Origin of the sequence: Rheinheimera sp. UJ51 (assembly GCF_020819615.1) — a bacterium.
GTDB classification, from domain to species: domain Bacteria; phylum Pseudomonadota; class Gammaproteobacteria; order Enterobacterales; family Alteromonadaceae; genus Alishewanella; species Alishewanella maricola.
This window is the reverse complement of the sequence record NZ_JAJHOG010000001.1, coordinates 431536-446391: the sequence shown is the minus strand read 5'-3', so window position 1 is coordinate 446391 and position 14856 is coordinate 431536. Positions and strand designations below refer to the sequence as shown.

General features: G+C 41.5%; 13 protein-coding genes. All 13 read left to right on the top strand.

Going from position 1 to position 14856, the window contains the following annotated elements; all coding sequences use genetic code 11:
• Positions 1-45: 45 nt before the first annotated feature.
• Entirely contained in the window at positions 46-834 is a 789-nt protein-coding gene (gene flgG / locus LMJ53_RS02020; protein ID WP_229584551.1) for a flagellar basal-body rod protein FlgG, read from the top strand.
• 14 nt (positions 835-848) lie between these two features.
• Positions 849-1520: a flagellar basal body L-ring protein FlgH gene (flgH, locus tag LMJ53_RS02015; RefSeq protein WP_229584550.1), complete on the top strand. Its 672-nt coding sequence runs from the start codon at positions 849-851 to the stop codon at positions 1518-1520.
• Between the two features lie 9 nt (positions 1521-1529).
• On the top strand, positions 1530-2624 hold the full coding sequence (locus tag LMJ53_RS02010) for a flagellar basal body P-ring protein FlgI (RefSeq protein ID WP_229584549.1): 1095 nt from the start codon (positions 1530-1532) through the stop codon (positions 2622-2624).
• Positions 2625-3770: a flagellar assembly peptidoglycan hydrolase FlgJ gene (flgJ, locus tag LMJ53_RS02005; RefSeq protein WP_229584548.1), complete on the top strand. Its 1146-nt coding sequence runs from the start codon at positions 2625-2627 to the stop codon at positions 3768-3770. It abuts the gene before it with no gap.
• A 33-nt stretch (positions 3771-3803) separates the two neighbouring features.
• A complete protein-coding gene (gene flgK, locus LMJ53_RS02000) occupies positions 3804-5873 on the top strand; it encodes a flagellar hook-associated protein FlgK (protein WP_229584547.1) in 2070 nt (689 codons plus the stop codon).
• Between the two features lie 3 nt (positions 5874-5876).
• A complete protein-coding gene (flgL, locus tag LMJ53_RS01995) occupies positions 5877-7097 on the top strand; it encodes a flagellar hook-associated protein FlgL (protein ID WP_229584546.1) in 1221 nt (406 codons plus the stop codon).
• A gap of 174 nt (positions 7098-7271) precedes the next feature.
• Positions 7272-8129, top strand: coding sequence for a flagellin (locus tag LMJ53_RS01990; RefSeq protein ID WP_229584545.1), 858 nt, complete (start codon positions 7272-7274; stop codon positions 8127-8129).
• Between the two features lie 299 nt (positions 8130-8428).
• Positions 8429-9277 carry a flagellin gene (locus LMJ53_RS01985; protein WP_229584544.1) on the top strand — a complete coding sequence of 283 codons (849 nt, stop codon included), beginning with the start codon at positions 8429-8431 and terminating at the stop codon, positions 9275-9277.
• 64 nt (positions 9278-9341) lie between these two features.
• Positions 9342-9725: a flagellar protein FlaG gene (locus LMJ53_RS01980; protein WP_229584543.1), complete on the top strand. Its 384-nt coding sequence runs from the start codon at positions 9342-9344 to the stop codon at positions 9723-9725.
• 42 nt (positions 9726-9767) lie between these two features.
• Entirely contained in the window at positions 9768-11228 is a 1461-nt protein-coding gene (gene fliD, locus LMJ53_RS01975; RefSeq protein ID WP_229584542.1) for a flagellar filament capping protein FliD, read from the top strand.
• A 9-nt stretch (positions 11229-11237) separates the two neighbouring features.
• A complete protein-coding gene (gene fliS / locus LMJ53_RS01970; RefSeq protein ID WP_229584541.1) occupies positions 11238-11684 on the top strand; it encodes a flagellar export chaperone FliS in 447 nt (148 codons plus the stop codon).
• A gap of 2 nt (positions 11685-11686) precedes the next feature.
• Positions 11687-11992, top strand: coding sequence for a hypothetical protein (locus LMJ53_RS01965; protein ID WP_229584540.1), 306 nt, complete (start codon positions 11687-11689; stop codon positions 11990-11992).
• 18 nt (positions 11993-12010) lie between these two features.
• Positions 12011-14812, top strand: a complete 2802-nt coding sequence (locus tag LMJ53_RS01960; RefSeq protein WP_229584539.1) for a 6-hydroxymethylpterin diphosphokinase MptE-like protein — start codon at positions 12011-12013, stop codon at positions 14810-14812.
• Positions 14813-14856: the final 44 nt, after the last annotated feature.

The following is a 14856-nucleotide window of genomic DNA, read 5'->3' as shown; positions in this document are numbered from 1 at the left end:
GCTGCTTGGCACTTAGTTAATAGGGCGTAAGCCCAGGAGGTACAAATGCATCCAGCATTGTGGATCAGCAAAACAGGGTTAGACGCGAAACAGCGTGACATCTCGGTTATTTCTAACAACTTGGCGAATGCCAGCACGGTAGGTTTTAAAAAGAGCCGTGCCGTGTTTGAAGATTTGCTGTATCAAAACATTAATCAGCCAGGTGGCCGCTCTTCCCAAAACTCCGAATTACCTAACGGCTTAATGATAGGTGCCGGTACTAAGGTTGTGGCGACGCAAAAAAGCTTTACCCAAGGCAATATGATCACCACTGAGAACAGTTTGGATCTGATGATCCAAGGCCATGGCTTTTTTGAAGTGTTAATGCCAGATGGCACCATTTCTTATAGCCGCAATGGCCAATTTACGGTTGATGGTGATGGTAATGTTGTGACGTCTGGTGCTGGTTATCAGGTACAGCCCAATATTGTGGTGCCGCCAGATGCGACGAATATCATGGTGTCTCAAGATGGAGAGATCTCCGCTCGTTTAGCTGGGCAGGTTGAAAATGCCGTATTAGGTCAGTTAACGGTCACTAATTTTATTAACCCGGCCGGTTTAGAGCCGATTGGTCAAAACTTGTTTAGCGAAACGCCCGCTAGTGGCGATCCGGTGCAAGGCATTCCAGGGTTAGAAGGCCTAGGCATTATTGTGCAGGGCGCGCTAGAAACCTCTAACGTGAACGTCACAGAAGAATTGGTTAGCTTAATTGAAAGCCAGCGCGTGTATGAAATGAACTCTAAAGTTATTTCAACCGTGGATCAGATGCTTGGTTTTGTTATTCAACAGTTATAAGGCAGGTACAGCTAATGCGTAATGTCCTATTAATACTGATGGTCGGTAGTTTAACCGCCTGTGCTTCGATGCAAGAGGCCCAGCCAAACGATCCGTATTTTGCTCCCTTGCCGCCAGAGTCGGCGCCGCGGCCGGTGGTGAAAAATGGTTCGTTGTTTATGCAAAGCCATTCCAATAGTTTGTATTCCGATAACAAAGCACGGCATGAAGGCGACATTATTACCGTAGTGCTGCGTGAGAAAACGCAAGCGTCGAAAAAAGCTAAAACGGAAACGGCCAAAGACAGCAACATTGCTTTTGACCCGATTAATTTTGCCGGAAGCAACGTATCGGTAGGGGGTAACGTGTTGCAGTTTGGCGCGGGCAGTAGCCAAGACTTTAAAGGTGATGCCAAAGCGGATCAGAGCAATAGCTTAGTCGGCGATATCTCGGTCAATGTGTTACAGGTGATGTCGAACGGTAACTTAGTGATCCGCGGTGAAAAATGGCTGACATTAAATACCGGTAAAGAATATATCCGTTTAACTGGGGTTATTCGGCCACAAGATGTTGATGTGAATAACACGGTAGAGTCGACCAAGATCGCGAATGCACGTATCGAATACAGCGGTACGGGTGCGCATCATGGTGGGCAATCACCTGGCTGGTTAACCCAGTTTTTTAATGGCCCATTCTGGCCATTCTAGGAGCAGTATATGCGGTTTCTGATCATGCTCGGCTTATTATCTACGCTAGTTTGCAGCAACCTAGTTCAAGCTGCGCGCATTAAAGATGTCACCGATATTGAAGGGGTGCGCAGTAACCAATTAGTCGGTTATGGGTTGGTGGTCGGCTTACCCGGTACTGGCGAACAAAGCCCATTCACCGAACAAAGCTTCCGCACCATGCTGGCTAATTTTGGGATTAACTTACCGGCGGGTTCACGTACGCAAATAAAAAATGTGGCGGCAGTGGCCATCCATGCTGAGTTACCGGCTTTTGCTAAGCCCGGGCAAAATATCGATATTACGGTATCTTCGGTAGGTAGCGCGAAAAGTTTGCGTGGCGGCACTTTATTACAAACCTTTTTAACCGGCTTAGATGGCAATGTGTACGCAGTAGCACAGGGCAGTTTAATTGTTAGTGGCTTAGGTGCGGAAGGTTTAGATGGTTCGCGTATTTTAGTGAACACACCCACAGTGGGCCGTATTCCAAACGGGGCTGTGGTCGAGCGCGAAGTAGAGTCTCCTTTTGCTAAAGGCGATTTTATTACGTTTAATTTAAAGCGCCCAGATTTTACTACTGCAAAAAGATTGGCTGAAGTCATTAACGGCTTTATGGGCCCAGAAACCGCCTTTTCATTAGATGCCTCTTCGGTACAGGTTAGAGCGCCGCGCGATATTAGCCAACGCGTAAGTTATTTGTCGGTATTAGAAAACTTGACCTTTCAACCAGCAGATCAATCTGCCAAGATCATTATTAATTCTCGCACTGGCACCATCGTGATTGGTAAAGATGTGCGTTTGTTCCCTGCTGCTGTTACTCATGGTGGCTTAACGGTCACCATTGCTGAAAACCCACAGGTGGTGCAACCTAATGCGTTAGCCGGTGGTGAAACGGCCGTAGTACAAAACAGCATTATTGATGTGAACCCAGAAAACTCCAGAATGTTTAAATTTGACCCTGGTGTCACACTTGATGATTTGGTGCGCACTGTAAATGCAGTTGGCGCAGCTCCGGGTGATTTAATGGCCATTTTAGAAGCGTTAAAAGAGGCTGGCGCCATTCATGGCGAGCTGGTGGTGATCTAAATGGATACCGGCAAACTGCAACATTCTTATCATGATTTAAGCAGCCTGCAGCAAATTCGCAGTGCAGCTAAAGATGATAGCAAGGGTGCGCTGCGCCAAGCAGCTGAGCAGTTTGAAGGGATCTTTTTTAATATGCTGCTAAAAAGTATGCGTCAAGCGAATAAGGCGTTTGAAGCAGAAGGTTTAATGAATAGCCAAACCACAGAGTTTTATCGTGATATGCATGATAACCAGATGGCATCTGATTTAGCGCAAAAAGGTGCCTTGGGTTTAGCCGATTTGTTAGTGCAACAGCTGGACCCTCAAGCCGCCAGCCAGCACAAAAAATCCGCTTCCGCGTTGCGTTTACCCGGTGATACACGTGCCGATGAATTAAACATGCCACAAGTGCAACTGTTTAAAGATGCACCGGAGCTGGGGTTATTAAAAGCCCAATCTATGCAGCAGCTTGCGCAAGCCGAAATGGCTCAGCCGGGGCGGCGCGAATTATCACAACTGAGCCCATTATTAGATAAACTGCAACAACAGCGTGCACAAAAACAAGAACAAGCCCAAGCTGCGGCAATTGCTGGCAGTAGCACTATAAGTAATGTTGAGCCACTAGCCGTTGTGGGGGCGTCAACGCTTCGTAACGATTCACCGGTGGAGTTTATTCGCAGTTTACTGCCCGCGGCACGCAAAGCTGCCGGTGCTTTAGGGTTAGATCCGTTAGCGCTAATTGCCCAAGCCGCACTTGAAACAGGTTGGGGTAAACGCGTTATTAAAACCGCCAGTGGTGACAATAGTTATAATTTATTTGGTATTAAAGCCAGTCGTAATTGGCAAGGTGAGACCGCTGTCGTTGATACGCTGGAATACCGCCAAGGAGTGGCGCGTAAAGAACAAGCCAAGTTTCGGGCTTATGATTCTGCCGAACACAGCTTACAAGATTACGCGGGTTTTATTGCTAATAGCCTGCGTTATCAACAAGCGGTCGCTGCCGCACAAGAACCAGCTGCGTATTTTAGTGAATTACAAGCCGCAGGGTATGCCACCGATCCCAATTATGCCCAAAAAATTATGGCGGTATTTAAAAGTACCGCCTTTGAACAAGTTAGAGCAGAATTAAATAACGCTCAAGATTTTCAAACAACAGCCGAAGAATAGCCTATACCCGTAAACGGGTGCGTGGAGCGATAAATGAGCTTACTTAACATTGGTAGAACAGCGGTATTAGCCAGTAACACCTTGCTAAATACCACCAGTAACAATATTGCCAATATCAATACGCCTGGCTATGTGCGGCAACGCACGGAATTTGTGTCGCAGCAATTTGGCTTAGGTGTTGGCCAAGGCACCACTGAGCGCTTGGTAAACGAATTTAGCCAAAAACAATTACGTCGTGACACAACCAGTGCATCTTACAGTGCGCAGTACTTGGCAGAAGCGAATCGTTTAGACGCGCTGTTCTCTAATGCAGCCAACAGTATATCCACCGGTATGAATAACTTATTTCAACAAATTCAAACCGCGAACAATGATCCCACGCAGTTATCCAACCGGCAACTTGTTTTAGGAACCAGCCAGTCGTTAATTGACCAATTTGGCAATATGTCTACTTTGTTATCTGATCAAGAAAATTTTATTAATCAACAGCTGGATATCTATGTAAAAGACATCAATGACTTGGTTAGTCAGGTCGCGACCTTGAATGTTGAAATTGTCAATTATGGTTCCAGCCCTAGTCGGCCTGTTCCTTTAGATTTACTCGATAAGCGTGATGCCGCTATTTTAAAGTTAGCCGAATTTGTGGATATCCAAACCGTTGACTCGAAATCAGGTGAAAAACTGGTATTTATGGGCACGGGGCAGGCGCTCGTGGTTGAACGTGGCCAGTTTAATCTGCTATCACTGCGCGGCGAGCCTGATCCGAATAATCGCGAAATACTGCTCACCTTACGTGAAAATGCTGATGCCAAAGTGACGCTGAGCGCACAAGGTATTGGCGGTAAGGTCGGTGCTTTAACCGATTATAGGTTGCAGGTGTTAAATCCGACCCAACAACAATTAGGGCAATTAGGTCTTACGCTGGCGGATAACATGAACCAGCAAAATAAATTAGGCTTAACGCTTAATGGCACCATTGGGCAGGATCTATTTCGGTTGCCGAGCTCGCAAGGTTTAGCGTTTAAAGACAATAGCGCCAGCAGTCGTGTTATCGTAGAAGTTGAACCAGGCAAAGCCAATCAATTGCCGCCGAATAATTTCCTTGTGACGATAGTCGATGCCACTACCGCCACGGTAACGGCCTTAGACGAGATGGGACAACCATATTTAGACAGCAATGGTCAACCTGATCTCCTTAAAGTGAAAACCTTAACCAGTGCCACTGGTTTTCCTTCAACTTCCCCCTTTACCGCCGATAATGCCAATGGTGACTTATTTGGTTTAAAGTTAACCATTAGTGGTGTGACAGGTGATAAATTCTTATTAAAACCATTAGACTCTGCGGCACGCCAGTTACAAATGGCAACGTCCAGAGCTGAAGATTTAGCGTTATCCGGCCCTGTTCGCGGTGAGTATGATATTACTAATTTGGGTAATGGGCGGGTTGAGGGGGTCTCTGTTTCTAATACTGATCCTGCAAGCTCTGCGTTTAACAGTAATGGTTTGCCGGATGGACCCTATACTATTACGTATCAGGGATTCGACACTACTTCTGGCGTTTCTGGACAACATGTATTTGAAATTGCTGATGCCAATGGTGTGTTGGGCAACAGTTTTTTTGATACCAATAATTTTAATAATGTATTTACTAACCCAAATAATGTGCCCGATTTATCTCAGTTAGGTTTTGATTTTAATATTACCGGTGTGCCCAAGCCTGGTGATAAATTTACGTTGGACTTTAACAGCAACGGCTACAATGACAACCGCAATGGTTTAGCCATGTCAGCGTTACAAAATGCCTCGCTGGTGCGGCGCAGTGCGGATCCTGCTGGTTCCGCAGTGAATTTGTATAGTTTAAATCAAAGTTATGGGATTATGGTGGGGAACATTGGTGAGCGTACGCGTCAAGCGCGCACTGCTGATGAAGCCAATACGGCTATTTTAGAGCAGACCACTTTATGGTATGAGTCTTTATCTGGGGTAAACTTAGATGAAGAAGCAGCCGATTTAATTCGATTTCAGCAAAGCTATGCGGCAGCTGCTAAAATTATAGCCACTTCGCAAGAAATTTTTGACACCCTGTTGCAGTCAGTGAGGTAAGGTATGCGTTTAACTTTTAATATGCAGTTTACACAGAGCCTAAATGGCATTCTAAACGCACAGCAACGTATGTCAAAAGCCGAAACGCAACTTAGCAAGCAAACGCGTATTTTGTCACCGGCCGATGATCCAGCAGGCGCAGCTAAAGTGTTAAGTCTTGACCAAAGTAAGGCGCAGATTGAGCAATTTCAAACGAATAGCGTTTTGCTTAAAAACAATTTAGCGCTGCAAGAAACGGTTCTAACGAGCATGCGATCTTCCTATGATCGGGTTTCTACACTGGCGCAAGCTAGTGGTAATGGCACCTACACGATTGAGCAACGCAAAGCCATCGCGTTTGAATTAAAAAATATTCAAACAGAGTTGTTTGATTTAATGAACACGCGTAGCTCAGAGGGCAGTTTTATTTTTGCTGGCTATCAGGATAAAACAGCGGCTTACGAATTAAACCAAGATGGCAAATATCAGTTTATTGGCGATGATGGTTCACGAGCGTTACAAATTTCGCAATCAATTAGCTTACCGAGTAATGATAGTGGTAAAGCTATTTTTGATTCTGTGTTTGAGCGTTTCATGCCCCAATTAACAACAGCTCCTGCTGGTACAACGATCAACGTAGTTAATCAAACGGCTTTTGACGGTTTCTATTTAAGTAATTACGATAACTTAACGGCAACGAATAATAATTATCGTTTAGATATTGATGTGGCAGGCAATTATCAATTTTTACGTAATGGCAGCGCATTATCACCTCCTGTGACAGGAAGTTATGTACCTGGTAGTGCTATTAACTTTAATGGCGCCGAATTTGCACTAGATACGGCGACAACTCTACCCGCTCAAGTTGATTTTGAACTACCGAAACCACAACAAACCAATATTTTAAATACCTTACAGAAGTATATAGATACGTTAAGTGATCCAGCTTCCTCTGCAAGTGATTTAACAGTTGGCCTTGCCGATATTCTGCAGCAGACCACAGTCACCGCGAACAACGTTGACAGTGTATTAGCCAATTTGGGCGGGCGATTAAATGTCGTAGACAGTGTTTTTAATACCAATGCCGATTTATTAATTAATAACCAACAGTACAAAGCTGATATTTCTGAAGTGGATCTTGCCGCAGCGCTTACTGAAATTAAGCGCCAAGAAGTGGCATTACAGGCCGCCTCACAAACGTTTTCTAAAGTTAACGCAACAACGTTATTTGATTATATCCGCTAAAAACCAGAGCAGGCAGCAATGCCTGCTCTAAAGTCATTGATTAATATTAAATTTAAAATCCTCAAAAAAATTCTAAAGTTTCCTCGCACTGCGCCGATACATATTTAACACGGCAAGAAACAGGCAATACGCAGTTCAAATTGCCCTAAACAGTTAAAAAGCGAGGAATACATCATGGCTTTATTTGTAAATACCAATACTTCATCACTGAACGCCCAGCGTCAGATGATCACATCAGGTAACGCTTTAGACACCGCTTTTAAGCGTTTATCTTCAGGTTTTCGGATTAACAGCGCGGCTGACGATGCAGCAGGCTTACAGATTTCTAACCGTTTAACCAGTCAAATTAACGGCTTGGATCAAGCGGCACGTAATGCCAATGACGGTATTTCTTTAGCTCAAGTAGCTGAAGGTGCGATGGATGAAATTACTACATCGTTACAACGTATGCGTACTTTAGTGATTCAATCAGAAAATGGTATTAACAGTGCTGGTGATAAGACTGCTATTCAAAAAGAAATTTCAGCCTTAAAAACGGAAGTAACGCGTATTGCTGGCACTACTAAGTTTGGTGATCAGCAGTTACTGAATATCAATTCTGCTGATACTAGTGGTCAGTTTAAGTTTCTAGTTGGTGTTAGTGGAGATACTCAAGATTACATTACTGTGAGTTTGGGCTTTGGTACAGGTGGTGGTTTTTCATCAGCAGGCTTAGCTATCGACACTATTGATGTGTCGGATGTAAGCCAAACGGGTTCTTCAATTCTAACCAAACTTGATGCGGCAATTAGTAGTATTGATGGAAAACGTGCAGATTTAGGTGCGATTCAGAACCGTTTTCAGGCGACCATTCGTAACTTAACTAATATCTCTGAAAACGTATCAGGAGCTCGTGCACGGATCCGCGATACCGACTTTGCCAAAGAAACGGCTGAGTTGACTCGGGCACAGATTCTGCAACAAACCAGTCAGACTGTGTTAGCCCAGGCAAATCAACGGCCACAGGGCGCTCTAAGTTTACTACAAGGTTAATAGCGTAACGCGCTGAAGCATCGAGATTATTGCAGTAATCTTGCTTCTTGCCGGAACAGCTTCAGTGGAGTGACTCGCTTATCGTAAAGCCGCCTGTTGGCGGCTTTAATGTTAGAAAAATAGTTCCACCTTCAACTCCCCATAAAAATCTTCAAAAAACTTCAAAAAAAACCTAAAGTTTATTTCAAGTATGCCGATACAAAGTTAAGTCAAGTTGCAGCTTGACTCAGCTAAACGGATTATCCGTACTTTAAACTACAGTCAAAGGCAAAATATTGCTGATGACTAAGGAGTGACTCATGGCTTTATTTGTCAATACTAATACTTCATCGCTGAATGCTCAGCGTCAGTTGATGAACTCAGGCGGCGCTTTGGATACCGCATTCAAACGCTTATCTTCTGGCTTTCGGATCAACAGTGCATCTGATGATGCGGCTGGCTTACAGATATCTAACCGCTTAACCAGCCAAATTAATGGTTTGGACCAGGGCGCTCGTAATGCCAACGACGGTATTTCACTTGCACAAGTTGCTGAAGGTGCGATGGATGAAATTACTACCTCTTTGCAGCGGATGCGTACCTTAGTCGTGCAATCTGAAAACGGCATTAATGCAGAAAAAGACAAAGTTGCAATTCAAAAAGAAATTTCAGCGTTAAAAACTGAAATTACTCGTATTGCTGAGACTACAAAGTTTGGTGATAAAGAGTTACTGAGTAAAGGTTCAACAGATACAGACGGTCAATTCAAATTTTTAGTTGGTGTTAATGGCAATGATCAAGAATACATTACCGTAAGTTTAGGTAACGGCTCCGCTGGTTTTACTGCCACAGCTTTGAATTTAGATTCAGTTGATGTTTCTGGAACAGAAACAGGTTCATCTTTGCTAACCAGTATTGATAATGCCATTTCAACGGTAGATGCAAAACGCGCGGACTTGGGTGCGATTCAAAACCGTTTCCAGGCGACTATTCGTAACTTAACGAATATTTCTGAAAACGTATCAGGTGCGCGTGCTCGTATTCGCGACACTGATTTCGCGACAGAAACGGCAGAATTAACTCGGGCACAGATTTTGCAGCAAACCAGTCAAACAGTACTGGCACAGGCAAATCAGCGGCCACAGGCAGCGTTGTCGTTATTAGGTTAATGATATTTAAGCGCTATGATGAAGGCGATAGCCTTCATCTAGCCTTATCATTCGAGGTGATTTTATGAATACAGTCACAACTGCTACAATGTCTGGATTAAATAATACAGACATGGCTAGCAAAATAGCCAATGTTGAACAATTAAAACCTGTTGACAACAAAACGCAACCAACGACTAAAGGTGAATTATCTGTTGTTCCAAGTGAAGTGGAAATAGACAATGCATTAAGCATTGTAAATAAGGCCGCAATATTTGAACAGCGCTCTTTGAGCTTTATGGTTGATGAAGCATCAGGCCGGTCTATCATTAAGGTTATAGATCGCAGCAACGATCAATTAATTCGGCAAATTCCATCAGAAGAATTACTGAAAGTTGCACAAGATATAAAAAAACTTCAACAGGAAATGGGGCAGTCGCTTGGCGTTTTGGTTGATAAGCAAGTTTAATCGCCAGAACGTATTTAGCGTTTAAGTGTAGAGGAGAAGTGTATGTCGTCCATAAATTTTTTAGGTGCCGCATCGGGTTTGCCTTTAGATGAGTTGGTCACCAGTTTTGTAAATGTTGAACGACAAACTAAGTTTTCTCGGATAGAAAAAAATACTTCTACGCTTAACGCCTCTTTATCAGGTGTAGGCAAGTTAAAGTCTGCTTTATCTAGCTTCCTGGATGCCTCAAAAAAACTTTCAAGTGAAAGTTTAAAAGCAAGAACAGTTACTATAACTCAACCAGAGACAGGTAAAACTTTCATTCAAGCTACCGCGAAAAATACTGCTGCAGCCTCTAGCTTTGATATCAAAGTTAACCAGTTAGCAAAAGGTAGCCGAGTGGAAACGGTTGATGCTTCATTTACTGACTCTAACAGTGTGGTCTCCACTACTGATGGTAATCTCACTTTTGCCGCAGGTGATAAATCCTTTACTGTTGCCGTAACAGCAGGCATGACACTGAATGAGCTGAGATTAAAGATTAATGATACTGCTGACAACTTTGGTATCAATGCCAATATTCTTAATGTGGGTGGCACTACTGGTGCAAAGTTGGTGTTAAATTCGAGTGTTACTGGTCTCGGGAATGATTTAGTTATCTCAAACGATAACGCTGAGCTCGATACATTATCTACAATCGCGACTGGTACTTCAGCGGGGATGACCTTAACCTCTGGGGCAAACGATGCGCAAATCGAAATTGATGGTACAGCGTTAAACAGCAGTACTAATGTATTCAATGATGTCGTGCAAGATATTTCGCTAACTGTGCTCAATGTTACGCCAACGGGCAATAATGCAAAACTAGATATTGCCACTGATAAGTCGGCAGCAGAAACTAATATTAAAAGCTTTATTAGCAGTTTTAATTCTCTAGTAACACAGATCACCGACTTAACTCGCAACAGAGTTTTAGGCGCTGATGGCTCCGTCACTCTTGAGAGCGGTGCATTATCTGGTGATTCCTTACCTAGAAATATACTAAGTCAGCTACGAAGTATTCTTGGGTCTACTGTTCCGGGTGCCGCAGATGGCTTAAATACTCTGTACTCTATGGGTATTACGTTAAATAAAGATGGCAAGCTAGAAATTTCAACTAGTACCGAGTTTAATTCAGAGACGGGCAAAAATCGTTTTGATGACGCTTTAAACAATAGTTATGATGATATTGCCAAACTATTTGGTGGCGATGATGGTTTTGTAAGTCAGCTAAATACTTTAATTAGTGAATATACTAAGTCTGGTGGTATTTTATCTAGCCGTCAAAATACTTTAACTTCTCAATTGAGAGAAAATACTAAAGCTTCTGAGGCTGCCAGCCGATACATAGCTAGTTATGAAGATTCACTTAGAAAGCGTTATGCGGCTTTAGACTCCCTTCTTGGGCAAATGCAGCGGCAGCAGGCAAGTGTTACAGCTGCTTTGTCAAGCCTTCCTAAGTTCTCATCAAATAGTTCAAGTTAAGGAGTTGTTATGAGTTATGGTATTAAAGCATACAGATCTGTTGGCGTTAAAGACGATATAGCCGTTGCAGATCCACACCGTATTATTCAATTGTTGATGCAAGGTGCTTTAGAGAACATGGCTAAAGCAAAAGGCGCAATGGAAAGAAAAGATTTCTCTTTAAAAGCGCAAGCTTTTGGTAAATCAATAGCAATCATCAGTGCATTAAAAGGCTCACTCGATATGGATGCAGGTGGGGAAATATCTCAGAACTTAGATGCATTGTATGAATTTATGATTAACCATTTAACTCTAGCCAGCAGAGAAGTGAATATCAAAAAAGTTGATGAAGTTATGACGCTATTGCTAACAATTAAATCTGCGTGGGATCAGATCCCTGTAGCAGATCGCGAACAAGGTTATAAACTGAGATCTGAACTGCAACAAAATATTCAGCAAGTCGCGGTTGGTGCTTAATAATGTTGTCATCTAAAGACTATCTAGAAGAGCTTACTAATTTAAAGCAAGCACTATTAGCAGATATCGCAAATACTAATAGTGAGCTAGACGTTGCCACTAAGTTATTTGAGCAGCTATCTTTTGCTGAAGTCTCTGATGGCCTTTCAGAGGAGCAACGAAAAATTGTTCTAAACCTACAACAAGATTGGTTAGTGGACATCATTGCTTTGCTTCAATCTGAGAGGGAAAATATCGTAAAAGCACTGGAGAATATTCAGTTAGCTAAAAAAGGTAAGGCTAGTTACCATACAGTTCAGAATGGCTAAAACAATCGAGAATTATACATGCTTCATTCCTGCGTATTTCAAACTGCAGAGATCGATACTGACTCACCAGAGCATCAACTACTTCATAATACAGTTAAAAAAAGATATGCATTAAATAAGCATGTTTTTGCCAATCTATCTTCTGAATTGGCTGACTACTTAAATGAGATAAAACAAAAACAGTTCTCTATTTTTGTCAATAAAGCCAATCAACTTAATATTGCGGATCTTAGCACTGGTTCTGCATTGTATGGCGATGAGCCAGAGGCTGAATGTGACACAGAGTTTTACAGTTTTCTTAGCAAAGCACCGTACTTTTCTTTGAATGATACAGCCGGTATCGAGACAAACCTGCAAAGAGCAGACGTATTGTTGGTGTTTGGTCTGGGTTTAGGTTTTACACTACAAAAACTGATAGAAAATCTCAAGGTTAAGTTTTTAATTTTATATGAGCCTCGTGCAGATTTTCTAAATTGTTCTGCACATGCCATAGATTGGCAAAATTTACTGCACATAGCTGATCGCAACGGCATTCATTTAGGTTTGCAGATTGGCAATGCCGGTAGTGATTTGGCAGAGCATTTATCAGAAATTTTAACGATGCAGCCGAATATTAATCGCGTGCATTATTATCGTCATTTATCTCATCCAGTATCAGATGAAATAATTGAATACTATAAAAGCAATTCTGGTAACTCATCAAAATTATTGAATTCTAATCGACAATTCCTGGGATATGAACAATCCATAGATTATGTTCCGTTAAGAACAGGCAATATGCTTGGAAATATCACTCCATTAAAATATTCAGGCAAAGATGGTTTATTCTCTGTAAATTTACATGCTTTAGAAAAGTACTTTCCTCATCTCGCCCACGCTATGCGAAGCTATCAAGCTCAAAGATGGCAGCTAGTTTTAGACGAAAACCACGCTACTAACCTTTATAATTTCAAACGAGATTGCTTTCTTTACAGAAGGTTTAACACCGAAATTGAAAATATCTCTAATTTGTTTTTTAAAAGTAATTTTAAAGGTTATAAACAGGTCAAACCCAAGGTTCCTTATAAGTTAAGGCACTATATACACTATAAAGCCTTAGCAAAACTTGATGCAATTGAAAGCAAGTTTTCTAATTTTTCCAGCACAAATATTGAAAACATCTCATCTCTGATCATTTCAGGTTGTTGTTTATCGTTGCCCTTAGACACTCTTTTTGAAAAAGCTAATTTAAAAAATATATTTTTATTTGAGTCTGAGCCTGATTTTTTTTATGCCTCACTTTTTGTGTTGCCTTGGCATGTTTTTTTGAAGCAGATGGATGAGCATGGGCGTCAATTGTATCTAAATGTAGGTGGTAGTTCAGGTGATTATTTTGATGAGATTTTAAGGCAATTCTATCGGGTTGGGCCTTATGCGCTCGCTGAAAGTTGTTTCTGGTTGAACTATGTTTCTCCCGCACTACAAAAAACATTTGTCGGGTTACAAGAGCAGTTAAGAAGTATCTTAGCACTAGGTGATTATTTTGATCATGCTAAATATGGAATTCATCATTCGTTAAGTAATCTTGATTCAAAAAGCTGTGTGTTTATGCTGAAAAAGCACCTAATTGAGCCACTTGCATCACTGCCTATTTTTATTGTTGGTAATGGTCCTAGCCTTGATTATACAGCAAAATATATAAAAAAATATCAAAAGCAAGCCATTGTAATTAGTGTTGGCACCGCAATAAAACCGTTATTAAGTTATGATATAGTTCCTGACTTTCATGTAGAAGCGGAGCAAAACGCATCTACTTTTGATCATCTTAAAAGTAGTTGTGGTGAATCAGTTCTAAAAGAGATTGCTTTAATTTCTTTTTCTAGTGTTCATCCAGAAACAAGAGCACTTTTTAAAAATGGATTACTGGCATTTAAAGAAGGTGAAGCGCCTACGGTTGTTTTTAAAGATGAAATTGAAAATGCTCTAAAACAATCATTAAGAGTTATATCGTATGCTTTACCAACAGCGTCTAATCTCGCATTAAGTTTTGTGTTGGGGCTAGGCCATAAGCAAGTATACTTGTTTGGAGTAGATTTCGGGCAAGTAGATCCTAATTATCATCATTCTAAAAAATCTATTTATTACAACGAAGCCGGTACTCAAAGTTATGAGTATACAAAAGCTAATCCTGAACAAATTGTTGTTGCCGGTAATTTTAGGAAAATGGTTTTTACGAAACCTGAATTTGATTTGGCTAGAAAAGTGGCTGAAATGTTGCTTAAAGATTTTCAAAAGCACAGTCAGGTGTACAACTGTAGTGATGGTGCATTAATACAGGGCACTATGCCTTTACAGCCAGATCATATTTTATTGCCATCTACGGTTATAAATAAACAAGCATATTTGGATATCCTACAATCAGAATTCTTTATTGATACGAGCTCTCAGACATTTTTTAATGCCAGATACATAAATGGTATTTTGACAAAATCTGAAAAGGTATCTGTACTGGCTTGGACAGAAAAGCTTATCTTTAAGGGTAACTCAATTGCGGATGCAAAGTCTTTTATTACACTTCAATGGCAGTTTTTTGAGAGTGACATAACTAAAACAAAGATGATTTTTTGTCTATATTACAGTTCTGTAACATATTTCTTTTCGAGGTTTACAGCTTTACTAAGTTTGGCTAATAATGGATTATCAGAGTCTGAAACGCTTCATAATTTTGAATCTGCATTGGATGTTTTCATAACGTTTTTAACTGAAAGTTGTGAAAGTATAAAAAAGGGAGAGCGCGAGTACTGTTCAGCTGAGCTTGCCTTCTTAAACTCAGCTCTTTAGCTGGTTTTCTGCTCATTAGTTTGGCTAGATTAAGATTGATTAGA

Bases quoted from the DNA above. Each gene is read 5' to 3' on its own strand.
- flgG (WP_229584551.1), top strand. From the start codon at position 46: ATGCATCCAGCATTGTGGATCAGCAAAACAGGGTTAGACGCGAAACAG.
- flgH (WP_229584550.1), top strand. From the start codon at position 849: ATGCGTAATGTCCTATTAATACTGATGGTCGGTAGTTTAACCGCCTGT.
- LMJ53_RS02010 (WP_229584549.1), top strand. From the start codon at position 1,530: ATGCGGTTTCTGATCATGCTCGGCTTATTATCTACGCTAGTTTGCAGC.
- flgJ (WP_229584548.1), top strand. From the start codon at position 2,625: ATGGATACCGGCAAACTGCAACATTCTTATCATGATTTAAGCAGCCTG.
- flgK (WP_229584547.1), top strand. From the start codon at position 3,804: ATGAGCTTACTTAACATTGGTAGAACAGCGGTATTAGCCAGTAACACC.
- flgL (WP_229584546.1), top strand. From the start codon at position 5,877: ATGCGTTTAACTTTTAATATGCAGTTTACACAGAGCCTAAATGGCATT.
- LMJ53_RS01990 (WP_229584545.1), top strand. From the start codon at position 7,272: ATGGCTTTATTTGTAAATACCAATACTTCATCACTGAACGCCCAGCGT.
- LMJ53_RS01985 (WP_229584544.1), top strand. From the start codon at position 8,429: ATGGCTTTATTTGTCAATACTAATACTTCATCGCTGAATGCTCAGCGT.
- LMJ53_RS01980 (WP_229584543.1), top strand. From the start codon at position 9,342: ATGAATACAGTCACAACTGCTACAATGTCTGGATTAAATAATACAGAC.
- fliD (WP_229584542.1), top strand. From the start codon at position 9,768: ATGTCGTCCATAAATTTTTTAGGTGCCGCATCGGGTTTGCCTTTAGAT.
- fliS (WP_229584541.1), top strand. From the start codon at position 11,238: ATGAGTTATGGTATTAAAGCATACAGATCTGTTGGCGTTAAAGACGAT.
- LMJ53_RS01965 (WP_229584540.1), top strand. From the start codon at position 11,687: ATGTTGTCATCTAAAGACTATCTAGAAGAGCTTACTAATTTAAAGCAA.
- LMJ53_RS01960 (WP_229584539.1), top strand. From the start codon at position 12,011: ATGCTTCATTCCTGCGTATTTCAAACTGCAGAGATCGATACTGACTCA.